Source organism: Saccharopolyspora sp. NPDC002578 (genome assembly GCF_053592695.1).
In genome coordinates this window covers 59,413-85,180 of the sequence record NZ_JBSFWJ010000006.1, presented here as the reverse complement: position 1 = coordinate 85,180, position 25,768 = coordinate 59,413, and the positions used below count along the sequence as shown (strand labels likewise).

The following is a 25,768-nucleotide window of genomic DNA, read 5'->3' as shown; positions in this document are numbered from 1 at the left end:
GGTCCAGCGGAAACCCATCTAAGCGGGGACGTCTCCACTTCACTGTAAGCGACCTTCTCGGACCCGGCAAACCGCTCAACGACTCGACGCGGCGGAAAAATCCCGCATTCGGTCACCTGTTCGGGTCGGATCGAGGTGGCCGGGGCGCGACCACATCAAGATGTGCGGCGCATTCGGGGATGTGAGGCTGGATTCCCCGAGGCCGGAGCGGGGCCGGTCGCGGGATCGCGCGTGGTGGCGGCGAATCCGAGGTGGACCGTCCCGCATGCCCATGATCGTTCGCGGGTATTCCGGGGCGGACCCCGACAGAGGAGGAGCCGATGGCGGCGAGCGCGCGCAAGCGGCGGCATCGCGGACAGCGCCTGGAGGATCAGGTCGACATCGTCGAGGAGGGCAAGGTCCGCCGTGCCGTGACCGCCGCGGGCATCGGCAACATGATGGAGTGGTTCGACTTCGGCGTCTTCAGCTACCTGGTCGTGATCACCGGGAAGGTCTTCTTCCCCGCCGGAAACCCGACGGTCCAGCTGCTGTCGACGTTCGCCACCTTCGCCGTCGCCTTCATCGTGCGCCCGCTCGGCGGATTCGTGTTCGGCCCGCTCGGCGACCGCCTCGGCCGCAAGCGGGTCCTGGCCATCACGATGATCATGATGGCGCTCGGCACCGTGGCCATCGGATTCATCCCCTCGTACGCGACGATCGGCATCTGGGCACCGATCCTGCTGCTGGTAGCCAGGGTCGTGCAGGGCTTCTCCACCGGCGGCGAGTACGGCGGCGCCACCACGTTCGTCTCCGAGTACGCGCCCGACAAGCGACGCGGTTTCCTGGCGAGCTGGCTGGAATTCGGCACCCTCACCGGCTACGCGCTGGGAGCAGCGGTGGTCACGATCCTGCTCACCGCGCTCGGCGAGCAGGAAATGGTGAATTGGGGCTGGCGAATCCCGTTTTTGCTGGCCGGGCCGCTCGGCGTGATCGGCCTGTACCTGCGCTTCCGCTTGGAGGAAACGCCCGCGCAGCAGCAAGCGGAGTCCTCAGGCGAGGACGCGGCCGGCAGCGGCCTCGGCATCTACCGCACGATCTTCCGCGACCACTGGCGTCCGGTGCTGACCTGCGTGTCGCTGGTGGCCGTGTTCAACGTCGCCAACTACATGCTCACCGCGTACATCCCCACCTACATCACCGCGGACCTGCACTACGCCCACACCTCGGCGCTGGTGTTCGTGCTGGTCACGATGCTGGTCATCATGGGATTCGTGGTGCGGCTGGGCCGGATCTCCGACAAGATCGGCCGCCTGCCGATCGTCGCGACCGGAGCCGGCGCGCTCGTCGTGCTGTCCTGGCCCGCGTTCTGGATGATCAGTCGTGGAGCCGTCTGGGCCGTGATCGGCGGCCTGATCGTCCTCGGCCTGATGCTGATCTGCTTCAGCTCGACGATGCCCTCCACCCTCCCCGCGCTGTTCCCCACGCACGTTCGCTACGGCGGAGTCTCGATCAGCTACAACATCTCGGTCGCGGTGTTCGGCGGCACGACCCCGCTGCTGTCGGAATACCTGGTGAGCGCAACGGGAAACACCACCGCCCCGGCGTTCGTGCTCATCGGAGCCGGGCTGCTGGGCCTGATCGCGTCCTGGTTCGCGAGGGAGACCGCGGGCCGCCCCCTGCCCGGAGCGAAACCGACCGCCGGGTCCCGGGAGGAAGCCCGCGAAACCCTGGAAGAACAGCGCGGCGAAGTGGAAGGGACGACGTGACCCACCGCGACCCCGGCCACCGCGTGGCGGAACTCCGGCTCGGAGGCCGACGATGATCGATTCGCCGCGGCTCGCATCGGTGGTCCTGCTGCTGGCCACGCTGACCACCGGGCTGCAAGCAGGCACCTACTACATCTTCGCCTGCGGAGTGATGCCCGGACTGGAGCTCGGAGACGACCGGACGTTCGTCGCGGCCATGCAGCAGTTCAACGTCGCGTTCATCAACCCTTGGTTCCTCGCGACCTTCCTCGGCGCCCCCGCGCTCGCCCTGATCGCGGTCGTGACCCACCGCCGCACGCATCCGGCGTTGTGGGCGTCGGTGAGCGCCGGATTCCTCCTGGCCATGGCCACCGTCGTGATCACATCGGTGGTCCACTTCCCGCTCAACGCGGCGCTCGACGCCGCAGGCCCACCCGACCGCGCACCGAACCTGCACGCCGTCCGCGAAGCGAACGCCACCACCTGGACCGGCTGGAACACCGCCCGAGCCCTCACCTCGACCGCCGCCCTGGCAGCCCTCTCGTACGCCCTGCTCACCACACGAACCCGAAACCAGAACTGACCGAAACCGAAGCCGATCCATTCGCGCTGGCCGCGGAATCAAATATCCCTCTACCCACCAAAAGAAAAACCCCAGGTCGATGACCTGGGGCTTCGGTGCGCCAACAGGGACTTGAACCCCGAACCCGCTGTTCTGGCGTCCACGCTGTCCGACGTCTGCCGTCGCTTGACGACAACCTCTGTCACCTGCATGAATGTCGTGATCAGAGGTGAGGTCAGTTGCCCTCATCTGACGTCGCCGAAGGTCGATTATTGGCACTTTATTGGCAACTTTTTGGGCTGTGCTGACCCAACAGAACGCTGCCCCCGGAGGGTGTTCCGGCCACAGCGTCTACGTGCGGCGGTCGGCCACCTACGCGGCAGCCAGGCCGTGGAACATCGGTCATTTGTCATCGGCTTCGGTCGTCTGCGGGCCGCATGTGCCCCGGATGTGTCCCTGGACTGCGTGCCTCAACGGGACCTCGTCGGCGACCGCACATCCCACTGATTAGAGCGGGCGACGGCAGGTGCTTGACGCCACCTGACTTGGCCTGAAACATGCGATGGCCCGTCGACGAACACCTCATGATCTCCCCTTAAACCGAATAATCCAACACCCCTAGAAATTCGTTAGACATGGCAATCAAACTCACGATCGGGAACTATCGGACATGCAATGATTAGGCCAATCGAGCTAACTTCGTACTTATCTGCGGTGATAGGTGAACGCGTGCCGCGTGCGAGGCGGAAGCTTCGAGAAGGATGGATTTGTTTGCTGTAGCAACTATATGCAGGAGGTGGGCGGCATCGATCAATGCGAGAAGGAATATTCCAAGCCTGAGTAGACGCCACGAGGTGTCGAGCTCCTTGCATGTGTGAGTATTCTGCCTCCATGCTGCTGGGGCCTGCACCGTCCGACGAACCGTTGTGGCTTCGATACGAGGAATCTGTACGACATATCGTGGAAAGCCTTGAGCCGAATTCCATCGTTGAGCACAACGTGGAAGTTCTTGGGCGCCTGAGTGCAACTCAACGGCAGATCGACGTTTGGGTGCAGGGAAGGATGATAGGCGAGCCGATCTTGGTTGCGATCGAATGTAAACGCTACAGCAGGCCGGTAAATGTTGTGACGGTCGATGGATTCATTGGAAAACTTTTAGACATTGGGGCGGACCGAGGGTTCCTGTACTCGCATTCAGGTTTCACGGCAAGCGCTGCCGCCCGGGCGAGAAATGCGCGTAACCCATCTGTTATGCCTGTTGCTTTCAAGCATGAGCTTCAGGTTTCTTTCGTGACGGCCCCTTTGCGGTCAAGGCCTAGCCCGGCGGCTCCTGTAGTTCTTTCCGAGCTCGATTTGTCCGTCATTGAGATGTTTTTGAAGGGGGAAGCTTGGCGTGGGGTGATCGACAAGACGTGACCAGACCGGCTTGAGTGTGTCCAGGGTCACCCAAAGGTTGACCCTAAGAGATCAGTGAAGGCTGGGCCAAACCCGAAATATTACTCCATTAGAGTGACGCGACTCACGTGTCCCTCCAAAGACGGTCGTGATTGTCGGCCGCTGCTACTACGATCCAGTTTGTAGCTACAGCGCAGTAGCGTCTAGGTAGCGGAGGGCAGGGGAGGCAGTGATGTCGAGCGACTATGGAGTTCTACCGAGGCCCGAAAAGTTTAAGGACTCAGATTGGGATCAAAGGGCCAAAGTCGCCATAGAGGCGTGGAAACTCGGGGAGAGGACGATGCAGCCGCGTTCGGGCAGGCCAATTCGAGCGACTCGTCCAGTTCCTCGGCCGCGGCAGGTGAATCGAAACCGGTAGCCGCCAATAGTGCTAGTTCTTATACGCCCTTATTTCGTGCGCAGAATGAAGATCGATACCTGCGCAGGAAGCTAATTCGCGAGTATCAAGTTCAGTATCAGTGTCGTCTTGTTATTATGATCGACCAGATCGCGCCTGATAGTGTGACTTACTTTGCGGAGCTTCTCCACGATGCTGATCCTAAGCAGGATCTGCATCTGATCTTGTGTTCGCCGGGCGGCGACGGTGAGACTGCCGTGCGTCTGGTGCGAATGGCTCAGCGCGCCTGTAAAGAGCTTACCGTCGTCGTTCCGGAGAATGCTAAAAGCGCTGCTACCATCCTCGCGCTTGGGGCGCATCATGTGTTGATGGGCCCTACCTCGGACCTTGGCCCTATTGATCCGCAGATCAATGTGGCGAAACGCGGATTTGTTAGTGCGAAAGATCTAATCGCCGCAGTCGATCGCGCACTTGATGATGTCGCTAAACGTCCGGATACCTACCCTTTGCATACGGCGCTGCTTGGCGGGATTGATGCCCCGGCTGTTGAGGGGGCGCGCTCAGCGCTTGACCGAACTGCGCAACTTGCACGGTTGGCTTTGGGGAGCAATCCGGATCGGTCTCAGGAGCAAATCGACGAAATGGCGGACCAGGTTCGTCAGCCATTTGTTGATGAGCCGAGTTATCATGGCGCGGTAATTGGATCTGGAGAAGCAACTAAGGCCGGTTTGCCGATTAAAGAGCTCTCGCTTCAGGATCCGCATTGGGAGCATATTTGGAACTTGTGGACTCGCTATTTCGTACTGGGGGACATTCCGGCGCTTCAGGTCTATGAGGGTGAATATGCTTCACAAGTTAAAAACTTTGCAATTAAATAACGAATCTGCTGGGTCTTCGTCGCGAGTTTTTGGGGTAAAGATGAGGCGGGCCAGTCTCCCGGCTACGTTTCCGCAGCTCAGGCGGGTTTCAGCTAGTGGTTAAGCTGACCCAGGTCTAAGTCTTGATGATCCTCTCGTGAATCTTGGCGATCGTCAGCGTGCTAGTTGGCGTGGAACCTGCGGCTCCTGCGTGGTTCCTGGCCGCCTGCCTTCCGCTTTGCGCCCGGCCGCCGGCCGCTGGGACCGGCGCCAGCCGCACGCCCGGCGGTCGGCTTGGCAGGGCTCGCATACAGCTGGCAGGCGGCCCCGCAGGGGCCGCCCTTGATGAAGAAAAGAAACTCTGAACACGAGCGTCGTGGCTGGATGTGTACGGCTTCGGGGGCGTTTGCTGGCGGTAACGAGCGCGACAGGCTCACCAGGCAGTCGGCTAGCGATGGCCGGGGTTCATGTGATCGAACACTGCTCTAGACGAGTGACATTGGGGCGATTGTTTAGGGGTATAAGCCTCAGGTGTTGGTGCTGTCGTTAGGGTCGCCGCGGCATGCGTCGTTGGCGTCCGATGAGGAGTGTGGCCACATGTCGAGCGCGTTCGGCGCCGACGGACATTCGTACGCGTCCCCGCCGGTTTGGGGCGCTGAGAACGTCAACGAACCAGAGGAGTCGGAGGACCCCGGCGGGCAGCCCGTGCGTTCGAACGTTCCTGTGTTCGTCCCTACCGGGTCCGAGCCTGACGAGGATGGGCACGCCGAGATTCAGCTACGGCGAACCGACGAGGACGAGCTGGCGTTACCGGTGTTCACCAGTGTGGAAATGCTGGTGACTTGCTGCGGGGAAGATCAACCGTGGGTGGCCTTCTCTGCCGAGTCGCTGCCGGATTTGCTGGCTGCCACCGGCGCGGACGGTATTGCTCAGGATGTCGAACTTCGGCAGCTCAGCGCAGGGGGTTCGTAAGAGTGGGAGAGCAGGTCAACGTCACGCCGGAGGAACTGGACCGGCTGGCTACCACGCTGACTTCTTCGCTGAGTGGGCTCAGTGACAACGCGGGTGCGGCTCCCGGCGAGGTGGATGCTGGGGTGTCGACCGGTCCGGTCACCGAGGCGATCGCCACCTTCTACAAGTCGATTGCGCGAATGGCTGCCGACACTGAGCACCAGGCGGGCGAAGTGAGCAACGCTGGTGGCGTGTACATCCGCTCCGACGACCAAGCGGCCTCTCAGCTGCCGCCATTGCCGTTGTCTCCGAATAGCACCACTGGAGGCCGCTGATATGACCGCGCCGCTGGTGACGCTGGTGGAAGGTACGCCTGAGTCGTGTCGGACGACCGCGACCGAACTAGGCAAACTCGGCGACGGGGTCCATGACGTCGGGACAGGTCTTCGTCAGGTTCGGGGCGAGTCGGAAAGCTGCTGGACCGGTGAGGCCGGCGAGAACTTCCGCCGAGCGATGCAGGAGAAGGGCACGGCCGCCGATGACCTCGACGAGGCGACCAGCCGGGCAAAGGCCGCGCTGGAGACGTTCGCTGACGAGTTGCAATCGGTGATCGCGAGGATGAATCAAGCGCGCGAGGTCGCCAGCGAGCACGGCCTGACGTTGACGCCGACGACGATCGAGCCGCCCGGACCTCCGCCGCCCGAGCCTGACCTCAAAACCGATGGCCCTAGCTTGAACGAGCGGCCGTTGCACGACTTCGAGGCAGCTGCGAAAGCCAAAGCGGACCACGAACGCAAAGTTCGAGGATTCGAGGAGGCCAAGGCCACCGTCGACGACGCGCGCAGCAAAGAGCAGGACGCGCACAAGGCGCTTGAAGCGTCGATGAAGTACGAGACCGGGTTCTTGCAGTTCATGATCAACGGAGCGGTCTGGAACATCGAAGGCATGGCCCGCGGATCACTCACCACACCGCAGGGCATGGCCGATACGTTCAGCAAACGCGCCGACATGCTGTACGAACGCGCTGCCAAGGCCAACAGCGCCATCGACGCTGCCGGGGTGACCCCAGCCGGACAAGCCGCCAAAGCTTCCCAACGTGACAAGCTGCTACAGCGGTCCACTCGTCACCAGGGCGAGGCGGTCAAGTCCCAGAAGACGGCCGACCGTTTGTACGGCCGAACAGGCTTGGACGCGAAAGGCGCACGACTCCTAGGTAAAACCGCCAAGGGTGTGCCGGTGGTGGGGACGGCTCTCGCGGCCGGAGTACAGGTCGAAGCGGTTGTCAACGACGGCAAACCGGTGGGCAAGGCCGGTTTCAACCTCGCTGGCGGTGCGGCTGGTGGCATCTTGGCGGGGGCCGTGGCCGGTGCTTGTGTCGGCGGGCCGGTTGGTGCCGTTGTTGGCGTCGGCGTGGCGGCGATAGGTTCTGGCCTCGGCAGTTGGGGCGCTGAGAAGCTTTACGATGGAATCACCGAGGATGGTGGCTGATGACCAAGCGCCGAGTGGTAGCCATTCTCTGGATCATCCTGACGCTCGTCGGCCTCGGGTGGCTCCTCGCGGGCAACCTCAAGACTGAGTTCGGTCCTCTGGTGGCCTTCTTTGTGGCCGCCTCTGTCGGCTATGGACCCGCACGCCTGATTGCGATGCGGCGACTGGCACGCGAGACCCCTCCCATCGAGCCGCGTCTGATGCCACTGCGCATCTCGATGGCGGTCCTCGGCTTGATCACGTTTGGTCCGCTCGTGGCTGCGGCGGCAGGATGGATCGACATCATCCCGGCTGCCGGTGGGTTCCTCGTGGGCATGCTGTTGCTGCCCTCCGCAGCCGCGTTGTTCTCCGATGGGTATCAGGGACTCTGGCTGGACTCGTTGGTGTTCCGCGGGCTTAAACCGCCAGAAGACGAGTGGCTGATGCAACGGGACATCAACCGGCAAAACGCTCAGCGACGGGATAACCAGTGACCTCGGCAGCCGGACTTGCAGATGCCCCTTCTGGAGTGCTGAGCTGCGGCTAGTGCTCGTGGAGCTTGTCGAGGACGTGTTGCAGCAGTGGAACGGTGGGCTCGGCCCAGGTTCGGTTGCACGATGCTTCGGGTATGGGGCGCTGGTTGGGGATCTCTGGTGGTTCAAGGGAGATCTCGCCGTGCCATGCGGTGATGTAGCCGGTGGGTGGAGTGCTGAGTCTGTGCTTGCCCACGATGCCCCCGCTTCGTAGGTCAGTTCTCGTTGGTGCGGTTGCGGATCTGGGCGATGCGTCCTCTGGTGATGCCGAGGGAGTCGGCGACGTCGGCGTAGGTCATTCCGTTCAACCCGTGGGCGCGTTCGATCGCGCTGCGACGGAGCGCGGCCAGCGCGGCAACTCGTTGGCCGCACTCGTTGATCAGCTCAGTGGCTCGGGCGGCTTGACGCACCGGGTCGTGCTCGTGGCGTAGTTCTTCGATGTCCGCCCAGCTCGCGGATTTGATGCTTCGTGGTGCCGCTTGCTCCGGGACTAACGGCGCTTCAGAAGGGCCGTGTGTGGCGTCCTCGGCGGAGGGTGGAGGGGTAGCGGGCATGGCTTCAGCCGTGGACGTTGATGATGAGCGGTTGCTCGTCGCCGTGGAGCGCTTGAGCGAGCCGGACCAACGCGGTTGCGAGTTGCTCGCGCTGTTCGGACGTGGCTCGTCCTGCTCCGATGTCGAAGGCGGCATCGTCGAGTGCCCATTGCGCCTGGCGCAGCAGTACGGCTAGCGATCGGGATTCGTCGGACATCGCCCCACCTCATCGAGTCAATCGAGACAAGCGAGCCGAACGTACCAAACGAGTCTGGAGTTAGGCGGCTAAACGCGCCAACTGCGACAGTCCATGTCGTGACGAGACCTCGTCTGGTGCCTACGGGCGAACTGGCGCGGGAGCTGGGTATCAGCCCGCGCACTGTGGCGCGCTACGTGAGTTCCGGACTGCTGACGCCGACTGAAACGACCCTCGGCGGGCACTACCGGTGGGACGTCGAAGAGGTCCGGCAGCAGATCCGCAAGCTTCGCGAGGATGACGGCGAATGATCGCTGTGCACGGCGCGATGAACCCGGCCTCCGGCGTGACGGCTGGGGGCGAGTGAGTGGCCGCCAACGAACGGCTGCGGGACGCGCTTCACCGCCAGGGCCTGACGAGTGAAGCGCTCGCGCAAGAGCTCAAGGTGGATCCGAAGACCGCGGAGCGATGGGTCACCACGGGGCGACCGCCGCATGCGCGGACGCGTCAAGCGATCGCTGCGAAGCTCGGGGAGAGCGAGCGGTACTTATGGCCTGATGCCGTCGGCAAGGAGCGCCGTGAGCAGGTCAGCGAGTCCGAACTCCTCCACGTGTATCCGCACCGCAGCGCAGTGCCGGCCGATCTGTGGGATCGGCTGCTGGGCCAGGCGGCCGAGCGCGTCGACATGCTGGTCTACGTCGGCATGTTCATGACGGAGAAGCCGAACCTGCTCGGCACGCTGCGAAGCAAGGCAGAGAACGGTGCGCAGATCCGGCTGGCCTTCGGCGATCGCGACTGCTCCGCGGTGATCCAGCGCAGCCTGGACGAAGGCATCGGCGAGCACACGATTTCGGCCAAGATCGATCAGGCGTTGGCGTTCTTCAAGCCATTGGTCGAAGTGCCGGGCATTGAGATCCGGACGCACGCCACGGTTCTGTACAACTCGCTGTACCGGTTCGACGAAGAGATGATCGTGAACCCCCACGTGTACGGCAAGCTCGCCTCGCACGCTCCGGCGCTTCATCTGCGCCGCTTGGGCTCGGGCGATCTGTTCAACACCTACGCCGACAGCTTCGACGCTGTGTGGTCCGCCGCGACGCCCTGCACGTGGTAGGCAGGGTTCATGCCCAAGAAGGACTACTACGACGACCCCGCCGCACCTGCGGCGAATAGCCTCGTCGTCGCTGTGGCGACCGTCGTTCGCGACGACTCCGGGCGCGTGCTCATGATCGAGCGCACGGACAACGGTCTTTGGGCAGCGCCTGGCGGTGCTCAAGACGTAGGGGAGACCACCCGCCAGGCGGCTGAGCGCGAAGCGTTCGAGGAGACCGGGATCAAGATCGCCATCACGGGGATCGTCGGGATCTACTCCGACCCGCTTCACGTCATCGCCTACGACGACGGCGAAGTGCGGCAGGAGTTCTCCATCGTCTTCCACGCCCGGCCGACCGGCGGGGAGCTGCGAACCAGCCTGGAATCCCGGCGCGTGCACTGGGTCGAGCCGGAGCGCATCGCCGGGCTCGATATCCATCCCTCCATGCGGCTGCGCGTTCAGCACGCGCTGGAGGGGCGAGCCGAGCCCTATCTCAGCTAACCGTGGCCTTGGAACGTTGCCGAGTCCGATCTACTGCCCCGAGCAGCTCCGGTGAAGCCTGGGTGATGAAGGTCGTGACCAAGTGGCCGGGGCCGTAGCGCTGCTTGATCTCCGCGATCCGATCCCGCGCGTCGACTTCTTCGCCGTCGGGCGTGGTGTTCAGGTCGCAGTACCAGAGCGCATCGCGGAGCGGTCCGCGTTCATCGGTGAACTCGGCCAACTCGGCGGACAGCCCGCGAAGGTCTGCTTCGAGTTCGGCATACGAGTGGTGCGCGACCAGGTGAACGAGCCGTTCTGGCGCGTCGATGTGCTGTAGGAACACTGCGCCGTCGAGCGGGTGGAATCCCGTTGTGGCGATGTCCGGTGCATAGCCGACGTCGTGAAGGATCGCTGCTGACTCCAGCAAGTCGGCTTCCTCGCCCGAGACGGCTCGGAGCGAACGCGCGCGTTCCGCCACACCTTGGACGTGAGACCACCGGCGCGGAAGACTCTCGGACAGCTTGCGTTCGGCCACGTCGAAGGCCCACTTGAACAGCGTCACGCCGACACGGTATCCGGCGTGAGCCATGCCCAGATCCACTCAACGCGTGAAGCCCAGAGGGACGCGAAGGGACGTTTTGCGATTCCCAGACGTCTCCAGCCGTCCCGTTACGCGGTGAAGGCGTCCGCCGAATCACGGCAATCTTGAGGCATGACAGGGCAGATGGAGGAAACGCAGAGCCTAGGGCCGGTTTTCCAGGGCTTCGACCCGAGCTTGCAGCTCGGCGACGGTGTCCTGAAGCTCGGCAAGCTGGCGGGTCACGGCTGCTGTGGTCGTGTCGGCCGGCGCTTCCTCTCCGGCGAGCGGCTCTTTCACGAAGTAGCCGAGCCCGGACACGGCTTCTGCGTAGCCGTCCTGGACCAACTGGTTCAGCGCCTTCTGCGCCGTCATCGCCGAGACCTCGTGTTGCTTCGCGAGGGCGCGGACGGACGGCAGCCGGGTTCCTGGGGCGAGGTCGCCACTATCGATCTGCGTCGCGATCCCGGCGGCCATCTCCTGGTACGGGTGCGCGGCGACTCGCTGCTGTTCCACAGATCGACTGTACCGAGACGCCACATGACGCGCTAGGTCACTCGAATGGAGCAGGGTAGGACGTACTAGCACTGTGCTAGGTTGGACTAGTACGGCAAAGAACGACAACGTTAAGGATCAAGTTATGCGGAACATCCCGGTGAACTTGCAGGGCTACAAGCTGATGGTGACGGAGTCTCCGGCGTTGAAGATGCGGGAGAACGACAACGGCGTGGAAGAGCCGGTCACGGACCGGTCCGGAGTCCAGCACTTCGTGGTGTCGCTGTTCGCGAAGAAGCGCCCGCAGGAAGGCCAGTTCGCGGAGAAGGGCGAAGAGATCAAGGTGACCCTGACGGCAGATCCCGGTGACGGGTTCGAAGAGGGCACCTACGTGCAGTTGATCGACGCGACGGTGTCGCCGTGGCAGACCGAGCGCAACGGCCGCTACGCCTCCGGTCTCGCCTACCGCGCGGCGGGCGTGACTCCGCTGGTCTGATCTCCGCCGGTTCCGGCGTGAAGACATTTTCGTAGAACTCTTTCTCAAGCCGTTTTCGTGGGCTGCTTGTTCTTTGATGAATTCCATAGTGGGCCGATCTATGCCTTTTTCCGGCACGAATGTGCGTGCCGGTGGGGCTTTGTTGGTCCCCGAGCCTGCTGGTGTTGCTGGTGGCTCGGGGGTCTTCATGGCCTTGTCCATGTCGAGAGGACAACACGATGCGGGTTCGTTCTGATCGGGATTTCTTGTTTCACGGTTCCGGCTGCGTGGGCGGCCGGTGGCATCTCGCCGACAACGGCGAGTGAGAAGAAGAGAAGGGGTGGTTGTTCGTGGCAATGGAGCAGGCGTTGAAGCGGGTGGGTCCGGCGTCGGCGGCGGTGTCGCGGTTGGAGGTGTTGGCGCGGTTCGTGGATGAGCTGGACCAGGACTTGGGGCGGGTGGCGTTCCTGGAAGACGACATCGTGGACGCTCGCCGGTTCGCCGATATTGAGGACCAGGCGCAGCGGGCGCAGGTGGCGTTGACCAGGTTGCGGGACGCGCTGGCTGAGCACGGTGGTGGAGTCGTGGCGAAGGGATACAAGTGATGACACGGGGCGAGAGCGTGTACGGGACGGTGCGGCGGATCGATTCTTCGATGGCCGCGATGAACCGAGTGTTGCGCAAGTTCGGGACGCCGAAGGAGGTGGCTTCCGAATTGCGTGCGGTGAAAACGGCTGTGGGTGAGGTGATCGCTCAGTTGGAGATGGCCGAGCGACGCAGCTAGCAAACACGAACATGTCGGCACCGGGGTGCCGGATTCCACATCGGAGTCCGGCGCCCCATTTTCTTCTCCGGGGAGCAATCATGACGGACACACGGGTAGCAGTAGGTACGACTCCGGCGCGGGCGGCGGGGAAGTGGGTGGCGCGGCATCCGCGTTCGATGACGAGCACGGTCGTGCTGGGCGCGTCGGTGGTGTGGCTGGGTTACCTGGTGGTGCTCAGTGCTGCCGGTGTCGCTGTGGTGGCCGGTGCCTCGTGGTGCCTGTTGGATCGTCCGACGTTCGATCGGTTCGCGGGGCGGTTGTTGCGGGCGTGGTGGAGACGGTGGGCGGTCTATCAGCGTCAGTGGTTCGACCTGGCTTATCGGGCTGGGCTGGTGGTGACTGATCATCGGGGCAGGTCGTGGGCGCCGAAGGTGTTGCGGGTGTCGTCGTCGTGGTGCTGGGACCACGTGCGGATCCGGATGGTCAAGACTCAGGAACCCGGCGACTTCGAAGCTGTCCTGGAACGCCTTGCCAACGCCTACCGGGCACGCCGGGCCACGGTGCGGACGCTGAAGCCGGGTGTGATCAGCCTGGATTTCCAGCGCCGCGAGCCCTTCGACGAGATGCCCGTCCCGCTGCCTGCGTTGCCGGACTCGACTGAAGCCGTCGACCTGGGCCACCTGGTGATCGGGCGGACGGAGTACGGCCGGGACTTCGCCCTCGACCTCCTCAAGGGCCTGCACATCCTGTTGGCCGGGGCCACCGGTTCAGGCAAGGGTTCCTGGTTGTGGGGCTTGATCCGGCAGTTGGCGCCGTTGATTCGGGCGGGGTCGGTGCGGTTGTGGGTGATCGACCCCAAGGGCGGCATGGAGTTCGGCGCGGGCCGGGAGATGTTCCACCGGTTCGCCGACAGCGACGAAACCGGCCTGGAACTCATGCGCGAGTACGTCGAGACCTTGGACGCGCGGAAGGAAGACCTTGGCCGCCAAGGCGTGCGGACCGCGTCGGCGTCGGCTGAGACGCCGATGGATGTGCTGATCGTGGATGAGCTGGCTGCGATGACGCAGTACTGCTCCCGTGGCATTGCCCGTGAGTTCGAACCGCTGCTGGGCAAGGCTCTGACGCAGTACCGGGCTGTGCTGGGCCGGGTTGTGGGGGCGGTGCAGGAGCCGCATAAGGACAACGTGCCGATGCGGGGCCTGTTCCCCACCAAGATCGCCCTGCGCCTGGATGAAGCCTCGTATGTGGACATGACCTTGGGCGAAGGCGTCCGGGATCGCGGGGCATTGGCGGATCAGATTCCGGAGATCATGCCCGGTGTCGGCTACGTCAAACACGACGGCCGCCGCGAACCCCTCCGCGTACGCGCCGCATTCACCAGCGACGACGATATCGCCGCCCTGGTCGCCTACTGCACGGTCACCCCGATACGCCGCACCGAGCGACGCCCGGCGCCCCGGCGCACCGCGATCGCGGAGATCACCGAAGCCGACATCGAACACATCGACTCCTTCGACGGCGACGACGAAGACCACGACGCCGCCTAAACCCCCTTTTTTTCCCGCCATGATTGGAGATTCGCCATGTTCCAAGTTCATCTGACGCTGGCCTCGTTAGGCGTCCTCGTCTTGTCCGGTCTGCTCGCGCTCGGAGTGGTGGCGCTGGTGTGGGTGCTGGCCGGTCCTGCTGCCGGGCTTCTGGTGCTGCTCGTGCTCGCGCTGATCGTGCAGGGCGTGAAGTCCCTGATCACCACCACAACCGAAGAATAGAAAGGGGCGCGTGATGTGGCCGTTCCGCAAAAATGCTGATCGCGGGTCGGGGCGGACTCGGCGGGTGGAGCGGCTGGGCGCACGCATCGCCGAGTCCAAACGACTCCGCCCCCTGTCCCTCGACCCCGATTTGATCGCTGTCGCGATGGAACGCACCCGGCGCCGCACCGTGGCCGGGCTCTGGTTCTTCCTCGCCCTCGGACTCTCATTCACCACCACCGGGGTCCAGGTGTTCCTTGCCGGTGACGCGACTGCTGGGGATCCAGTGTGGTGGGCGGCGTGGACGGTGGAACCGATGTTCGCCGGGCTGCTAATCCTGCTACTGAACTTCGAAGCCGTCATCTTGGCGCACGGTGTCGAACCGGGACATCACTGGTGGACACGCATCAAACGCGTCTTGCTAGGCACGACGCTGTTCATGAACGTGATCCCGCAACTCGACCCGGCCCGGTTCCAACTCGGATCGCTCGCGGTGCACCTGATCATCCCGGTCGTCGTCTACGGCCTCGCCGAAGTGATCCCGGTGATTCAAGCCCGGTCACGGCAGGTCGTGATGCAGGGCTACGCCGACGCCGCAGAAAATGACTCACCTGCTGAAACCGACGACGTAGTCCCGCAGCCGGCCCCGGCTCCGGTCACGCCGGAAGCACCCACGCCGACGCCTCCGGCGGTTCCGGCTGAGCCGGTGAAGCGGGGTCCGCGTCTGCCCGTGCACGTCGTCGACGCGCTCAAGCGTGCCCGCGACCAGGCGGCCGAAGAGGGCCGGGGTTTCGCTCCGGCGGACGTGCAACAGGTGGTGAAGGTGCCCGACGCGATGGCGGCTGCGATCCACGCCGACCTGATCACCGTGTAACCGGCGGCGACGGCCGGAAACCGTTGGCACAACTGAATAAGCACAACCCCACGAAGGCGGAGCACCACCACCGGACACGACCGGTGGTGCTCCGCCTTCGTCATGTTCGAAAGGGAACACACCAGATGGTGCGTACTGACCGGGCGGTCGTGGACCGCTACCAACGACGACTCCAGTCCACTGACTACTCCCGCTGGCGTGAGCAGGTCGAAGCCACCGGCGGATGCACCCACCCCGTCCGCATGACCGGCGCCTGGACCGTCACCGACACCGCAACTGATCAGGTCCTCGCCCACAAAGGCGGACACGTCATGGTGCCGTGCGGAAACCGCCGTGAATCGGTCTGTGCCGCCTGCTCCGACCGCTACGCCGCCGACGCCTTCCACCTCCTCCGCGCCGGACTCTCCGGCGGAACCAAAGGCGTCCCCGAACACGTCACCGAGCGGCCTCGGGTCTTCCTCACCCTCACCGCGCCCTCCTTCGGTCCGGTCCGCGATGACGGGCAGCCCCGGTTTCCGACTCGGTACGACTACACCGGGCATGTCCTGTTCAACGCACATGCCGGACAGCTCTGGCACCGGTTCGTGATCGCGCTGCGTCGCCATCTCGCGAAGGCGGCCGGGATCCGGGTTCGGGAGTTCGCCGACTATGCCCGGTTGTCGTACGCGAAGGTTGCCGAGTACCAGCGGCGCGGCGCGATCCACTTCCACGCCGTGATCCGCCTCGACGGCCCCGGAGGTGCCTCGGACCAGGCACCCGCCTGGGGCACCCCGGACTTGCTCGCGGACGCCATCTACGCCGCGCACGCTCAAGTGCGGATCGAGACTCCGGAGATCGACGGTCAGGTGCGTGAACTGGCGTGGGGCCGTCAGATCGACGTCCGCACGATCAAGGCCGCGAACGCCCCGGACTTCGAAGACGGTGACGGCGAGATCACCGACGACCGGCTGTCCTCCTACGTGGCCAAGTACGCCACCAAGGGCACCGGGAAATCCGAGGCGGCTGACCGGCCGATCCGCTCCGACGCCCACATCGAGCAGTTGCGGATCAACGAGCACTACAAGCAGCTCATGCGCACCGCTTGGGCACTTGGCGACCGCCCGGAGCTGGAGCACCTCAACCTGCGGCGCTGGTGCCACATGCTCGCCTTCCGCGGCCACTTCCTGAGCAAGTCCAAGGCGTTCTCCACGACGTTCAAACAGATCCGTGGCGACCGGCAGCGCTTCCGCCTCGAAGCCGCACTGGACGAACTCGGCGTCACCGAGGACTCGGTGACCGTGGTCAACCACTGGGACATGACCAGCGTCGGACACCGCACCCCAGAGGAACGCGACATCGCCGAAGGCATCGCCCAACGACGCCGAGACACCCGCAAACACCACCACACCACCGAACGAAAGGACTGACCATGCAAAAACTCTGGGGTCCCCAAGACGTCGCTGACTACTTCGGCGTGCCGGTCGGCACCGTCTACCAATGGCGCACCCGAGGCACCGGACCCACCGGCAAACGCGTCGGCAAACACGTCCGCTACCGGCCCGACGACGTCGAAGCCTGGTTCGACGCACAACCCGAGGGGGTGATCTGATGTCCGGTCGGCTTCCGCTGCCGCTGGGCAGCATGGGAGAGATCAAGGTCAAACCGGTCGGCAAGTCCTATTCGGCCCGGGTCTGGTACCGGCGCGAGGACGGCAGCTATGTGGACGTTCGCCGCCGTGGCAAGACCAAGGAAAAGGCGAAGCAAGCGGTCCGGGACGCGATCAACAACCTCGCTCCACCGGCGGCTCCCGGTGCCGACCTGACCGCGTCCTCCCCGTTCGGCGAAGCGGCCGAGCAGTGGCTGACTCAGTTCCGCGCCGACGCGGAAGACGGCATCTACTCGCTGACCACGCTGGACACCTACGAGAACGTCTACGAAAACCACGTCAAGCCCGAGTTCCAGAACTTCCGGCTGTTCGAAATGAAGACACCAGCGGTCAGCAACCTGTGTCAGCGCAAGCTCAAGGCGAACAGCCTGACCCTGGCGAAGCTCGTCAAGGCCGTGATCAGCAACATCATGGCCTTCGCCATCCAGGCCGGCGCCGTGGAGCAGAACCCGACCAAGGGGATTGCTGCCTTGAGCGAGCGCCGCGCCAAGGTCAAACGCAAGAAGCCGCGCGCGCTGACCAAGGAAGAACTGCGGGATCTGCTGGACAAGCTCGACGCCGATGAGGAAGCGAAGCGGCGCGACCTGCCCGACCTGGTGCGGTTCTTCATCGCCACCGGCGAACGCATCGGAGAGGCCCTGGGAGCCCACTGGGAGGACTTCGACCCGGCGGCCAAGAAGCTGCGGATGAGCGGCAACCTGATCAGAGCACGCGGTCAGGGCACGCGCCGCAACGACGGCAAGAGCGACGGCTCGGCTCGCGACATCGCGTTGCCGGACTGGGCCGTGCGGATGCTCTCGGAACGAGCCGAACAGCTCGGCGACATCGACCCGGCGAAGCCCATCTTCATCAACACCAAGGGCAGCTATCTCAACTCGTCGAACGTGGGCAACCGGGCCTGGATCCCGTTCCGCAAGCGCGCGGGCTACGAGTGGGTCACCTTCCACACCATGCGCAAGACGGTCGCGACGCTGCTCGATGAGGCGGGGCTGACCGCCCGCCAGGTGGCGGACCTGCTCGGGCACTCTCGGGTGTCGATGACCCAAGATGTCTACTTCGGCAGGGGCCAGCAGTCCCGCGCGAGCGCCGACGCGTTGGCGTTCGTGGATTCCGATGGAGAATCCGACGAAGTTGGCAATTAATTGGCAACCGGGCCTGGCAAAGAAAAACCCCAGGTCGATGACCTGGGGTTTCGGTGCGCCAACAGGGACTTGAACCCCGAACCCGCTGATTAAGAGTCAGCTGCTCTGCCTGTTGAGCTATTGGCGCTTGTGGTGTCCTCCAGGCTTTCGGTCTTGGACCGTCTCCCTGGCGACGAAAGAAACTTTAGCACGGGGTTTCGGGGGCCGAATCGGGGGGTGGCGCAGCGGCGGCGGGGGTGGGTTTCAGCCGGTCGGGGCGGGTGTCGTCGAGGTCGAGGGGCAACCTGGGGGTGGGGTCGCGCGTCTCATGGCCGTAGGTCCGCGGATTGACTCTTCGTGCACGGCTGGTCGTCGGACACACGGTCGGGGGTTTGATGCACACTGGTCGCAGGCGGATGTGGGGATCGGATCGAACGGACAGTCACGCATGAAGCTGTTTCTTAACTCTGTCGGGAGAGTTACCGGGCGCTGGTCTCGCGGGATTCCTGCTGTGATCTTCGTGCTGGTGGGGCTGTTGGTCGCGAGCTGCAGCGGGTCCGGGGGCAAGAGTGCGCCGGCCGCGCCGCCGCCTCCGCCGTCCGTGCGGTTCGATCCGGGCGACGGGGCGCAGCAGGTCTCGCCGATCGCGCCGATCACGGGGACCGCGGAGAACGGGAAGATCACCGGCGCGGTGCTCACCAACGAGGACGGCAAGCAGGTCGCGAACACCGTCACGCCGGACGGGGCCGGCTGGAGCGTGAGCGAGCCCCTCGGTTACGGCACCACCTACACCGCCGAGCTCACCGTGCAGGGCGCGGCGGGGGCGCCGGTGACGCAGCGGACCACCTTCACCACGATCGAACCCGAGAACCAGACCTACGTGTCGATGAATCCGCTCGACGGGCAGACCGTCGGTGTCGGCCAGCCGTTGGCGTTCTACTTCTCCGAGGACGCGCCCGCGCCGGACAAGGCGAAGGCGGAGGAAGCGATCCGCATCCAGACCGAACCGGCCGTGGAGGGCGCCTTCTACTGGTTCGACGACCGCGAGGTGCACTGGCGTCCGCAGGAGTACTGGAAGCCGGGCACCAAGATCACCGTGACCGCCGACGTCTACGGCAAGGACCTCGGCAACGGTTCGTGGGGCGAGGAGAACCGCTCCGCGACGATCACCATCGGCGACGCGGTGGTGCTGCACGCCGACGGCGCCAGCCACCAGATGTCGGTCAAGGTCAACGGGGCCACCCAGCGCACCATGCCTATCTCGCTGGGCAAGCCCGAGTGGCCGTCCAACAACGGCGTGCACGTGGTCACCGAGCACCACCGCAAGAAGGTCATGGACTCCTCCAGCTACGGCCTGGACGTGGACAACGGCGGTTACCGCACCGAGGTCGAATGGGCGGTGCGCATCTCCAACGGCGGCGAGTTCCTGCACGCCGCGCCGTGGTCGGTGGGCCAGCAGGGCAGCAGCAACGTCAGCCACGGCTGCATCAACATGAGCGACGCCAACGCCCGGTACGTCTACGACCTGCTCAAGAAGGGCGACGTCGTGGAGATCACCAACTCCGGCGGGCCGAACCTGCGGTCCTGGGACGGATTCGGTGACTGGCAGGTGCCGTGGAGCGAATGGGTCGGCGGCAACCGCTGAGCCGATTCGACGTGGAGGCGCCCCTTCGGGGGCGCTTTCGCCTTTCCCTGAGCAACGCGAAAGGCCCGCTCCGAAATGGAGCGGGCCTTTCGCATGGGGTGAGTGACGGGATTCGAACCCGCGACTCCTGGGACCACAACCCAGTGCTCTACCGACTGAGCTACACCCACCGCAGCTTCCGATCGGCCGATCAACCGGCTTTCCGGAGCAACACGAATATCCTAGCGTGCGCCGTCAGGCCGGTCGTCACCGGGCTCCCGGCCACCTGGGGCGAACCGGTGAATCCCGTCATTCGACCTGGTGAGCGGCCTTGCCGGTGTCGCCGAGGCCGTCGCCGTCGAGCAGTTCGGCCGCCACGGCCTGCGCCTGCTCGCTGGTCGGTCCCGGCTGCGGGACGAACGCGGTGCGGCGGTAGTACGCCAGCTCGCGGATCGATTCCCGCACATCGGCCAGCGCGCGGTGCGCGAGGCCCTTCTCCGGCTGCGCGTAGTAGATCCGCGGGAACCAGCGCCTGCACAGCTCCTTGATGGACGACACGTCCACCATGCGGTAGTGCAGGTGCGCGTCCAGCGCGGGCATGTCGCGGGAGATGAAACCGCGGTCGGTCGCGATGGAATTGCCCGCCAGCGGCGCCGAGACGTTCTCCGGCACGTGCTCGCGGATGTAGTCCAGGACGCGTTGTTCGGCTTCGGCGGTGGTGACCGCGGAGCGCCGTACCTCCTCGGTCAGCCCGGAGCGCTCGTGCATGTCGCGCACCACTTCGGGCATCCCCGACAGGGCCTCGTCCGGGGCGTGGATCACGATGTCCACGCCGTCGCCGAGGATGTTGAGGTCGGCATCGGTGACCAGGGCGGCGATCTCGATCAGGGCGTCGGAGCCCAGGTCGAGCCCGGTCATTTCACAGTCGATCCACACTAGACGGTCGTTCACCTCACCGAGCCTAACGCGGTGGCCCGCGGCGCCGGGACCGCATCGGCGCCGCGGGGACATCACCGTTCGGTCTCGGTGGGCTCCGGTTCCTCGCGCAGGCGGGCGGGCACCACCTTGCCGGTGGCGTTGCGCGGCAGCTCGGCCAGGAACGTGACGTCCCGCGGCAGCGCGAACTTCGGCAACGCGGGGCGGACGCGTTCGCGCACGGCCTCCGCGTCGAGGTCGGCGTCCTCGGTGAGCACGACGAACGCGGCCAGGCGCTGCCCGAACTCGGCGTCGTCGACGCCGATCACCGCGACTTCGGAGACCTCGGGCAGCGTGGCGATGGCGTCCTCGGTCTCCTTCGGGTACACGTTCTCGCCGCCCGAGACGATCATGTCGTCCTCCCGGCCGACGACCTGCAAGCGGCCCGCTTCGTCGATCCGCCCCAGGTCACCGGTGCTGAGCATGCCGCCGCGCACTTCCTTGCCGCCGCCACCGGTGTAGCCCTCGAACAGCATGTCGTTGCTGACGAAGATCCGCCCGGTCTCGCCGTCGCGCACCGGCGCGCCGTGCTCGTCGAGGATCTTCAGACTGGTGCCGCGGGGCGGGCGGCCCGCCGTGCCGGGGGACTCGGCTAGGTCCCGCGGATTCGCGATGCTGACCCAGGACGCCTCGGTCGAGCCGTAGAAGTTGTAGAGCACCTCGCCGAAGACCCCCTGGAAGCGGGTGGCCAGGTCCGCGGGCAGCGCCGAACCGCTGGCGGCGACGATGCGCAGCGACGACGTGTCGTAGGGCCGCAGCGCCTCCCGCGGCAGGTCTAGGATGCGCTGCAGCATCACCGGGACCATGAACATCGCGGTAGCGCGGTGGCGTTGGACCGCGGCTAGCGCCTGCTGCGGTTCGAACTTGCGGCGCAGCACCAGCGTCGCGCCGATCGCGGAGCCCAGCTGGAACGCCGCCAGTCCCCAGGTGTGGAAGATCGGCGCCGCCAGCAGGATCCGCTCGCCGGCGCGCAGCGGCATCCGCGACATGATCGTCGCCGCCGGTCCGACGCCGGGCGGGGCGGGCCTGCGGGCTCCCTTCGGCGTGCCGGTGGTGCCGGAGGTGAGCACGATGATCCGCGCGTGCCGGGGCCTGCGCGGCAGCGCGCCGCCCGTGGAGCTGCCGATGAGGTGTTCCAGCGTGGCCTTGCGGGTGGTGCCCTCGGTCCAGGCGAGGACCACGTCGAGGCCGTCCGCGATGTCGAGGTCTTCGGTGAACTCGACGTCGGTCACCAGCAGGTCGGCCTGCTGCTCGGCCAGCACGGTGCGCACCTGCTGCGGGCGCAGGCCGGTGTTGAGCAGCACCACGTCCACGCCGAGCTTGCCGCAGGCCACGATCGTCTCGACGAGCCCGTGGTGGTTGCGGCACAGCACGGCGACCCGGCTGGTGTCGCGGATGCCGCGGGCGCGCAGGCCCTTCGCCAGGCGGGTGGTGCGCTGCTCCAGTTCGAGGAAGCTCAGCGCGCCGCGTTCGTCGATCACGGCGGGCCGGTCCGGGTGCCGGATGGCGGCGACGGCGTAGCCGAGCGCGGGAGTCACCCCCCAGCGCCGCCACGCGAACACGATGCGCACCAGTTTGTCCGGGCGCATCGGCCGCACCACGCCTTGCCGGACCAGCAGCCACAGCGTGTGCAAGCCGGAGCTGAGGCGGTCCCCCTTGGCTCGGGCGACGACGTCCGCCGCCACCTCTCGTGTCCGTTCCGCCGGCCGTCGCCACATCGCCACGCGTCTCCTCCGATTTAACTACTCGTCAGTAGATAATGCCTTGAGGGGAGGCGCGGGGGAAGGGCTCACTGGTCCGAAATGCTCTGTTCCGGCGCTGCGGCGGCCACCACGGCCTCCCGTATCGCTGCTCGCAGCCGACCCGCCTCCAATGGTGCCAGCACGGCGGTCTCCCCAGGCGGTGCGACCACGACAACGTTGCCCTGCTGCACGTACACCGCCATGCTCCGCCGCCTGCCCGCGACATCGCGGCAGCTGACCTGCCACTGTTCGCTGCTGACCACGCCGACCTCCTCCCTCTGCGCCGAACGCGCCTGTGCGGTGCGCTCTCGTGGCTGAGACGCCTCAGGATCACTGACGTGACGGGTGTTCGCTTGATTAATCGTAGATTTCCCACGCCGGTGCTCACCCGGAGTGGCGGCCCGGCGCGGGAGCGAGCGCGCTCTAGGGGGTCCGGGCACGTCCTGGGACACTGCGATCATGGCTGGTTACGACAGGCTGCTGTGGCGCACGCTGCACCGGGTGCTGCTGGTGCTCGCGATCGGAGTGCTGGGATTGCTGCTCGGGCTCGGCTCCGCCCCGACCCGGTCGGACTCGCTGCTGGGCGTGCTCGTCGTGGCGCTCGTGGTGCTGCCGGTGGCGATCACGGTGCGCCGGATGACACCCGTGGCCCGGGCCAACCTGCGGGCGGTGCCGCGCTACCGGCCGCTGATGGCCGTCACGAGCGCGCTGCTCGCCCTCGTCGCGCTGCTGGTGCTCTGGTGGGCGGTCGGCAACGCGCTGTTCCCCGGCACGCTCTCACCGCTCACGCTGGCCCTGGTGGGAGTGGTGCTCGCGGCGCTGACGGCGCTGCTCAACCGGGTGCTGTGACCGGGCCCGGACACGACGAAGCCGCTGCCCGGTGGCGTCGGCCGGTGAGCAGCGGCTCGGTGCGTGCGTATCGCGCGGGTTCGGTCAGACCGGTCGGACGACCAGGCCCCGCGGCTCGGCGGTGAAGGTCAGCGCGCCCTCGAACTCCGCGATGGGCAGTTCGTCGCGGACCAGGCGGTGCGGCGCGTCGGCCGTCTCCACCCGGACCTCGGCCGCGGTGAAGGTCTGCTCGGCGAAGTCCGGTCCGGCGAGCTGGATCTCCAGCCGCTGCTCGCGCAAGGTGATCGCGGCGGCGCCACCTGGCACCGACAGCGGTTCGCCGTCGGCGGTGACGATGAGGCTGCCCTCGCCGTCGGACTCCGGGCGCACCGCGACGTGCGAGAGGGCGACGTCGCGCGCCCCTTCGGCACCGGTGACGCCGATGACGTCCCTGGCGACCTCGTCCTGCTCGGAGTTCTCCTCCGCGCGCGGAGCCAGCAGCGGCGTGCGCAGCTTCGCGGCCAGCCGGTGGGGAGCCCAGGAACCGGGTCCGATGAGGTTCACCACGGAGGTGATCTCGGTGTCGGCGAGCAGGCGTTCGCTGCCCACCGCGGGCGTGATCTCGATGGCCGCGACGTTCCGCTCCTCCAGCAGGTCGCGCAGCGCCTTGGCGCGCAGCCTGCTGTTGCGGTCGAATCCGCGGGTGATCGCGACGGCTCCGGACGTCCCGCCCTGCGCCGCTGCATCGGCGAGACCGGCCAGCGGAGCCCAGACCTTCGCCGGATCCGGCCGGGTCGAGCGGCGGGAGCGGGCGGACTGAGGGGCGTCGGCAGTGGTGTCCATTGCGTCAACTTTAATCCGCCACGCAGGGTCGCCTCACTAGGTGATCAGCGGTCGGCTGTGTGACTTCGCTCGCGCTCACGCGTCCCAGGTGGTGACCACGAGATCCCGGTCGCGCTCCAGCTGTTCGTCGACGTGCTGCTCGCACTCCGGGCAACGCTCGGTGATGCGGCGGCTCGACGGTTCCTTGGTGGCCGGCCAGGTCTCGTGCGGGAGTTTGATCGTCGTCGCGCACAGCGCGGTCACCGGATCACCGGCGGGTCTGGCACCGGGGCGCACCGTGATCGCGTGCCGGACCCGCTGCCCTGCTCCGACGATCCACCAGACGTGCTCTTGATCGGGGAACACTTCGCTCCCACCCCCATACCTGTCAGGACGTCCCGAGCCGCGCTTCGATCCGCTTGGCCGGATCTCGAACTCTAGACGGATCGATCAGCTCGCACGTTGCATTCGCGTGGCTACCGGAATGACTGGCTGCGCTGCTCCGATCGTGTTAATGCGGCTGTTCGGCGGAGCACCCTCGGTCCGGCGCGGATGCCGCGCTGGGCCACTCGACGTACGAAGCCGAGCACGCGCTTCGCTTGTGGTGAGAAGGATCACCGCTCATGCTGACCGCAACGATGATCGATTGCGGAGGCGTGTGCTCGTGACGGACCTGCACTTCCCCTGGCCGCGGCAGGATCCGCACGAGCCGGGGGTCCTCGCCCGCTGGCTGGCGGCCGACGGCGCCCCGGTGCGCAGCGGCACCGCCGTCGCGGAGGTGGTGACCGACGGCGTCCGGCGCACCGTGCGCGCCTCCGCCTCGGGCACGTTGTGGCGGCAGGGCGCGGCGGGCGAGCACTTCGCCGCGGGAGCGGTCATCGGGCTCATCGAATGAGAGCGGCGCAGGGCACGGCGAGATCGGCGACTCCGGCGGGTTGACCGTGCTTGCTAGGTTGGGGGCAGTGACGCGGGGTGCCCGGCGAGCGGCCGGGCTGAGAGCAGACCCGTCGAACCTGACCTAGTTCGTGCTAGCGGAGGGACGTCACCCACGTGACCGTTCGTGCTGCCCGGCCGGAATTCGCCCGGCCCGTTCCCAACGTGCTGACGATCGCCGGAACCGACCCCAGCGGCGGTGCCGGGATTCAAGCCGACCTGAAAGCCTTCTCCGCCAACGGCGCCTACGGCATGTCGGTGGTGACGGCGCTGGTCGCGCAGACCACCACCGGCGTCGCCGAGGTGCGGGAAGTACCGCCGGAGTTCGTCACCTCCCAGCTCACCACGCTGCTCGACGACGTGCGGGTGGACGCGGTGAAGATCGGGATGCTGGCGGGAACCGGGGTGATCCGCGCGGTCGTGGCCGTGCTCGACCGCTACGCGCCGCCGCACGTGGTGCTGGATCCGGTGATGGTCGCCAAGAGCGGGCACCGGCTGCTCGCCGACGAGGCGGTCGCGGTGCTGCGCGACGAGCTGCTGCCGCGAGTGGACCTGATCACGCCGAACCTGCCGGAGGCAGCGGATCTGCTGGGGGAGCGGGAGATCACCGACTCCGGCGGGATGGCCGGGCAGGCCGAGCGGCTGACCGGCTTGGGCGCCAAGCAGGTGCTGCTCAAGGGCGGGCACCTGCGCGAGGCGGCGAGCCTCGACCTCTTCCGCGGCGACGGCGAAGCCGAGTTCCTGCGCCGCGAGCGGATCGAGACCACGAACGACCACGGCACCGGGTGCACGTTGTCGGCGGCCATCGCGGCACTGCGCCCGCAGCGGCCGGACTGGTCCTCGGCGGTCCGCGACGGCAAGGAGTACCTGACCGAGGCGTTGCGCGCCGCGGACCGGCTGGACGTGGGCCGGGGGCACGGCCCCGTGCACCACTTCCACCGCTGGTGGTGAACCC

General features: G+C 66.0%; 33 protein-coding genes, 2 tRNA genes and 1 riboswitch. Of the genes, 24 read left to right on the top strand and 11 right to left on the bottom strand.

Annotation, left to right across the window (positions count from 1 at the left end):
- The first annotated feature begins 320 nt into the window (after positions 1-320).
- From ACWD38_RS05310 to ACWD38_RS05275, 8 genes are all read left to right on the top strand, one after another.
- Positions 321-1,745 (top strand): MFS transporter, encoded by a 1,425-nt coding sequence (locus tag ACWD38_RS05310; protein WP_184477461.1) that lies wholly within the window; start codon positions 321-323, stop codon positions 1,743-1,745.
- A gap of 52 nt (positions 1,746-1,797) precedes the next feature.
- Entirely contained in the window at positions 1,798-2,307 is a 510-nt protein-coding gene (locus ACWD38_RS05305) for an anthrone oxygenase family protein (RefSeq protein WP_450123414.1), read from the top strand.
- 870 nt (positions 2,308-3,177) lie between these two features.
- A complete protein-coding gene (locus ACWD38_RS05300; protein ID WP_450123413.1) occupies positions 3,178-3,702 on the top strand; it encodes a restriction endonuclease in 525 nt (174 codons plus the stop codon).
- Between the two features lie 297 nt (positions 3,703-3,999).
- Positions 4,000-4,956 (top strand): SDH family Clp fold serine proteinase, encoded by a 957-nt coding sequence (locus tag ACWD38_RS05295; protein WP_450123412.1) that lies wholly within the window; start codon positions 4,000-4,002, stop codon positions 4,954-4,956.
- A gap of 576 nt (positions 4,957-5,532) precedes the next feature.
- Positions 5,533-5,907, top strand: a complete 375-nt coding sequence (locus ACWD38_RS05290; RefSeq protein ID WP_450123411.1) for an SAV_915 family protein — start codon at positions 5,533-5,535, stop codon at positions 5,905-5,907.
- Positions 5,908-5,909: 2 nt separating this feature from the next.
- The gene (locus ACWD38_RS05285; protein WP_450123410.1) at positions 5,910-6,221 is read left to right on the top strand and encodes a hypothetical protein; all 312 of its coding nucleotides are present in this window, start codon (positions 5,910-5,912) and stop codon (positions 6,219-6,221) included.
- Position 6,222: 1 nt separating this feature from the next.
- Positions 6,223-7,374, top strand: a complete 1,152-nt coding sequence (locus tag ACWD38_RS05280) for a WXG100 family type VII secretion target (protein WP_450123409.1) — start codon at positions 6,223-6,225, stop codon at positions 7,372-7,374.
- Positions 7,374-7,847 carry a hypothetical protein gene (locus ACWD38_RS05275; protein ID WP_450123408.1) on the top strand — a complete coding sequence of 158 codons (474 nt, stop codon included), beginning with the start codon at positions 7,374-7,376 and terminating at the stop codon, positions 7,845-7,847. Before ACWD38_RS05280 ends, ACWD38_RS05275 begins: the two co-directional genes overlap by 1 nt.
- A 254-nt stretch (positions 7,848-8,101) precedes the next feature.
- Here the strand turns inward: ACWD38_RS05275 and ACWD38_RS05270 are convergent, their stop codons facing one another.
- Complete coding sequence (locus ACWD38_RS05270) at positions 8,102-8,296, bottom strand: sigma factor-like helix-turn-helix DNA-binding protein (RefSeq protein ID WP_450123407.1); 195 nt, start codon at positions 8,294-8,296, stop codon at positions 8,102-8,104.
- Positions 8,297-8,444: 148 nt separating this feature from the next.
- A complete protein-coding gene (locus ACWD38_RS05265; protein WP_450123406.1) occupies positions 8,445-8,636 on the bottom strand; it encodes a hypothetical protein in 192 nt (63 codons plus the stop codon).
- A gap of 98 nt (positions 8,637-8,734) precedes the next feature.
- On the opposite strand from ACWD38_RS05265, the gene ACWD38_RS05260 reads away from it, so the two are divergent.
- Genes ACWD38_RS05260 through ACWD38_RS05250 form a run of 3 tightly spaced genes read left to right on the top strand, consistent with a single transcriptional unit; the run spans position 8,735 to position 10,209 of the window.
- Complete coding sequence (locus ACWD38_RS05260) at positions 8,735-8,926, top strand: MerR family DNA-binding transcriptional regulator (RefSeq protein ID WP_450123405.1); 192 nt, start codon at positions 8,735-8,737, stop codon at positions 8,924-8,926.
- Between the two features lie 56 nt (positions 8,927-8,982).
- Positions 8,983-9,729 (top strand): helix-turn-helix domain-containing protein, encoded by a 747-nt coding sequence (locus ACWD38_RS05255; protein WP_450123404.1) that lies wholly within the window; start codon positions 8,983-8,985, stop codon positions 9,727-9,729.
- Between the two features lie 9 nt (positions 9,730-9,738).
- Entirely contained in the window at positions 9,739-10,209 is a 471-nt protein-coding gene (locus ACWD38_RS05250; protein ID WP_450123403.1) for an NUDIX hydrolase, read from the top strand.
- On the opposite strand, the gene ACWD38_RS05245 is transcribed toward ACWD38_RS05250, so the two are convergent.
- Together ACWD38_RS05245 and ACWD38_RS05240 are read right to left on the bottom strand one after the other, a co-directional pair.
- Positions 10,202-10,750 (bottom strand): HD domain-containing protein, encoded by a 549-nt coding sequence (locus ACWD38_RS05245; RefSeq protein WP_450123402.1) that lies wholly within the window; start codon positions 10,748-10,750, stop codon positions 10,202-10,204. The two genes, ACWD38_RS05250 and ACWD38_RS05245, sit on opposite strands and share 8 nt — an antisense overlap.
- 180 nt (positions 10,751-10,930) lie before the next feature.
- Positions 10,931-11,281 (bottom strand): GntR family transcriptional regulator, encoded by a 351-nt coding sequence (locus tag ACWD38_RS05240; protein ID WP_450123401.1) that lies wholly within the window; start codon positions 11,279-11,281, stop codon positions 10,931-10,933.
- A gap of 124 nt (positions 11,282-11,405) precedes the next feature.
- Here ACWD38_RS05240 and ACWD38_RS05235 point away from each other — a divergent pair, with 124 nt between their 5' ends.
- From ACWD38_RS05235 to ACWD38_RS05195, 9 genes are all read left to right on the top strand, one after another.
- Positions 11,406-11,756 carry a hypothetical protein gene (locus ACWD38_RS05235; RefSeq protein WP_450123400.1) on the top strand — a complete coding sequence of 117 codons (351 nt, stop codon included), beginning with the start codon at positions 11,406-11,408 and terminating at the stop codon, positions 11,754-11,756.
- Positions 11,757-12,085: 329 nt separating this feature from the next.
- On the top strand, positions 12,086-12,340 hold the full coding sequence (locus ACWD38_RS05230; RefSeq protein ID WP_450123399.1) for a hypothetical protein: 255 nt from the start codon (positions 12,086-12,088) through the stop codon (positions 12,338-12,340).
- The gene (locus ACWD38_RS05225) at positions 12,340-12,519 is read left to right on the top strand and encodes a hypothetical protein (protein ID WP_184482103.1); all 180 of its coding nucleotides are present in this window, start codon (positions 12,340-12,342) and stop codon (positions 12,517-12,519) included. Before ACWD38_RS05230 ends, ACWD38_RS05225 begins: the two co-directional genes overlap by 1 nt.
- 158 nt (positions 12,520-12,677) lie before the next feature.
- The gene (locus ACWD38_RS05220; protein ID WP_450123398.1) at positions 12,678-14,048 is read left to right on the top strand and encodes an FtsK/SpoIIIE domain-containing protein; all 1,371 of its coding nucleotides are present in this window, start codon (positions 12,678-12,680) and stop codon (positions 14,046-14,048) included.
- A gap of 36 nt (positions 14,049-14,084) precedes the next feature.
- A complete protein-coding gene (locus ACWD38_RS05215) occupies positions 14,085-14,270 on the top strand; it encodes a hypothetical protein (protein WP_450123397.1) in 186 nt (61 codons plus the stop codon).
- A gap of 64 nt (positions 14,271-14,334) precedes the next feature.
- Positions 14,335-15,123 carry a hypothetical protein gene (locus tag ACWD38_RS05210; protein WP_450123396.1) on the top strand — a complete coding sequence of 263 codons (789 nt, stop codon included), beginning with the start codon at positions 14,335-14,337 and terminating at the stop codon, positions 15,121-15,123.
- A 125-nt stretch (positions 15,124-15,248) separates the two neighbouring features.
- Positions 15,249-16,529 carry a replication initiator gene (locus ACWD38_RS05205; RefSeq protein WP_450123395.1) on the top strand — a complete coding sequence of 427 codons (1,281 nt, stop codon included), beginning with the start codon at positions 15,249-15,251 and terminating at the stop codon, positions 16,527-16,529.
- 2 nt (positions 16,530-16,531) lie between these two features.
- Positions 16,532-16,711: a helix-turn-helix transcriptional regulator gene (locus tag ACWD38_RS05200; RefSeq protein WP_450123394.1), complete on the top strand. Its 180-nt coding sequence runs from the start codon at positions 16,532-16,534 to the stop codon at positions 16,709-16,711.
- Positions 16,711-17,910 (top strand): tyrosine-type recombinase/integrase, encoded by a 1,200-nt coding sequence (locus ACWD38_RS05195; protein ID WP_450123393.1) that lies wholly within the window; start codon positions 16,711-16,713, stop codon positions 17,908-17,910. The genes ACWD38_RS05200 and ACWD38_RS05195 overlap by 1 nt, the downstream gene beginning before the upstream one ends.
- 54 nt (positions 17,911-17,964) lie before the next feature.
- Here ACWD38_RS05195 and ACWD38_RS05190 read toward each other — a convergent pair.
- A tRNA-Lys gene (locus ACWD38_RS05190) sits at positions 17,965-18,037 on the bottom strand.
- Between the two features lie 363 nt (positions 18,038-18,400).
- Between ACWD38_RS05190 and ACWD38_RS05185 the strand changes: the two genes are divergently transcribed.
- The gene (locus ACWD38_RS05185; protein ID WP_450123392.1) at positions 18,401-19,534 is read left to right on the top strand and encodes a L,D-transpeptidase; all 1,134 of its coding nucleotides are present in this window, start codon (positions 18,401-18,403) and stop codon (positions 19,532-19,534) included.
- A 94-nt stretch (positions 19,535-19,628) separates the two neighbouring features.
- On the opposite strand, the gene ACWD38_RS05180 is transcribed toward ACWD38_RS05185, so the two are convergent.
- From ACWD38_RS05180 to ACWD38_RS05165, 4 genes are all read right to left on the bottom strand, one after another.
- Positions 19,629-19,704 (bottom strand) — tRNA-His (locus ACWD38_RS05180).
- A 118-nt stretch (positions 19,705-19,822) separates the two neighbouring features.
- Complete coding sequence (gene orn, locus ACWD38_RS05175) at positions 19,823-20,464, bottom strand: oligoribonuclease (protein WP_184477467.1); 642 nt, start codon at positions 20,462-20,464, stop codon at positions 19,823-19,825.
- A gap of 59 nt (positions 20,465-20,523) precedes the next feature.
- Positions 20,524-22,206: an AMP-binding protein gene (locus ACWD38_RS05170; RefSeq protein ID WP_450123440.1), complete on the bottom strand. Its 1,683-nt coding sequence runs from the start codon at positions 22,204-22,206 to the stop codon at positions 20,524-20,526.
- 71 nt (positions 22,207-22,277) lie between these two features.
- On the bottom strand, positions 22,278-22,493 hold the full coding sequence (locus tag ACWD38_RS05165; RefSeq protein ID WP_184477469.1) for a hypothetical protein: 216 nt from the start codon (positions 22,491-22,493) through the stop codon (positions 22,278-22,280).
- Between the two features lie 196 nt (positions 22,494-22,689).
- On the opposite strand from ACWD38_RS05165, the gene ACWD38_RS05160 reads away from it, so the two are divergent.
- The gene (locus tag ACWD38_RS05160; RefSeq protein WP_184477471.1) at positions 22,690-23,079 is read left to right on the top strand and encodes a hypothetical protein; all 390 of its coding nucleotides are present in this window, start codon (positions 22,690-22,692) and stop codon (positions 23,077-23,079) included.
- Positions 23,080-23,163: 84 nt separating this feature from the next.
- Here the strand turns inward: ACWD38_RS05160 and ACWD38_RS05155 are convergent, their stop codons facing one another.
- Both ACWD38_RS05155 and ACWD38_RS05150 read right to left on the bottom strand, forming a co-directional pair.
- On the bottom strand, positions 23,164-23,901 hold the full coding sequence (locus tag ACWD38_RS05155; RefSeq protein WP_450123391.1) for a hypothetical protein: 738 nt from the start codon (positions 23,899-23,901) through the stop codon (positions 23,164-23,166).
- A 75-nt stretch (positions 23,902-23,976) separates the two neighbouring features.
- Complete coding sequence (locus tag ACWD38_RS05150; RefSeq protein ID WP_184477475.1) at positions 23,977-24,246, bottom strand: hypothetical protein; 270 nt, start codon at positions 24,244-24,246, stop codon at positions 23,977-23,979.
- A 298-nt stretch (positions 24,247-24,544) separates the two neighbouring features.
- On the opposite strand from ACWD38_RS05150, the gene ACWD38_RS05145 reads away from it, so the two are divergent.
- Together ACWD38_RS05145 and thiD are read left to right on the top strand one after the other, a co-directional pair.
- Positions 24,545-24,775 (top strand): biotin attachment protein, encoded by a 231-nt coding sequence (locus tag ACWD38_RS05145; RefSeq protein ID WP_184477477.1) that lies wholly within the window; start codon positions 24,545-24,547, stop codon positions 24,773-24,775.
- Between the two features lie 63 nt (positions 24,776-24,838).
- Positions 24,839-24,937, top strand: a riboswitch (TPP riboswitch).
- Positions 24,931-25,764, top strand: a complete 834-nt coding sequence (thiD, locus tag ACWD38_RS05140; protein WP_184477479.1) for a bifunctional hydroxymethylpyrimidine kinase/phosphomethylpyrimidine kinase — start codon at positions 24,931-24,933, stop codon at positions 25,762-25,764. Its footprint overlaps the riboswitch before it by 7 nt.
- The last annotated feature ends 4 nt before the right edge of the window (positions 25,765-25,768 follow it).

Coding starts and splice junctions, on each gene's coding strand:
- ACWD38_RS05225 (WP_184482103.1), top strand. CDS start 12,340: ATGACACGGGGCGAGAGCGTGTACGGGACGGTGCGGCGGATCGATTCT.
- ACWD38_RS05195 (WP_450123393.1), top strand. CDS start 16,711: ATGTCCGGTCGGCTTCCGCTGCCGCTGGGCAGCATGGGAGAGATCAAG.
- ACWD38_RS05235 (WP_450123400.1), top strand. CDS start 11,406: ATGCGGAACATCCCGGTGAACTTGCAGGGCTACAAGCTGATGGTGACG.
- ACWD38_RS05300 (WP_450123413.1), top strand. CDS start 3,178: ATGCTGCTGGGGCCTGCACCGTCCGACGAACCGTTGTGGCTTCGATAC.
- ACWD38_RS05215 (WP_450123397.1), top strand. CDS start 14,085: ATGTTCCAAGTTCATCTGACGCTGGCCTCGTTAGGCGTCCTCGTCTTG.
- ACWD38_RS05205 (WP_450123395.1), top strand. CDS start 15,249: ATGGTGCGTACTGACCGGGCGGTCGTGGACCGCTACCAACGACGACTC.
- ACWD38_RS05290 (WP_450123411.1), top strand. CDS start 5,533: ATGTCGAGCGCGTTCGGCGCCGACGGACATTCGTACGCGTCCCCGCCG.
- ACWD38_RS05220 (WP_450123398.1), top strand. CDS start 12,678: ATGACGAGCACGGTCGTGCTGGGCGCGTCGGTGGTGTGGCTGGGTTAC.
- ACWD38_RS05275 (WP_450123408.1), top strand. CDS start 7,374: ATGACCAAGCGCCGAGTGGTAGCCATTCTCTGGATCATCCTGACGCTC.
- ACWD38_RS05265 (WP_450123406.1), bottom strand. CDS start 8,636: ATGTCCGACGAATCCCGATCGCTAGCCGTACTGCTGCGCCAGGCGCAA.
- ACWD38_RS05310 (WP_184477461.1), top strand. CDS start 321: ATGGCGGCGAGCGCGCGCAAGCGGCGGCATCGCGGACAGCGCCTGGAG.
- ACWD38_RS05160 (WP_184477471.1), top strand. CDS start 22,690: ATGGCTGGTTACGACAGGCTGCTGTGGCGCACGCTGCACCGGGTGCTG.
- ACWD38_RS05170 (WP_450123440.1), bottom strand. CDS start 22,206: ATGTGGCGACGGCCGGCGGAACGGACACGAGAGGTGGCGGCGGACGTC.
- ACWD38_RS05250 (WP_450123403.1), top strand. CDS start 9,739: ATGCCCAAGAAGGACTACTACGACGACCCCGCCGCACCTGCGGCGAAT.
- ACWD38_RS05280 (WP_450123409.1), top strand. CDS start 6,223: ATGACCGCGCCGCTGGTGACGCTGGTGGAAGGTACGCCTGAGTCGTGT.
- ACWD38_RS05200 (WP_450123394.1), top strand. CDS start 16,532: ATGCAAAAACTCTGGGGTCCCCAAGACGTCGCTGACTACTTCGGCGTG.
- ACWD38_RS05305 (WP_450123414.1), top strand. CDS start 1,798: ATGATCGATTCGCCGCGGCTCGCATCGGTGGTCCTGCTGCTGGCCACG.
- ACWD38_RS05155 (WP_450123391.1), bottom strand. CDS start 23,901: ATGGACACCACTGCCGACGCCCCTCAGTCCGCCCGCTCCCGCCGCTCG.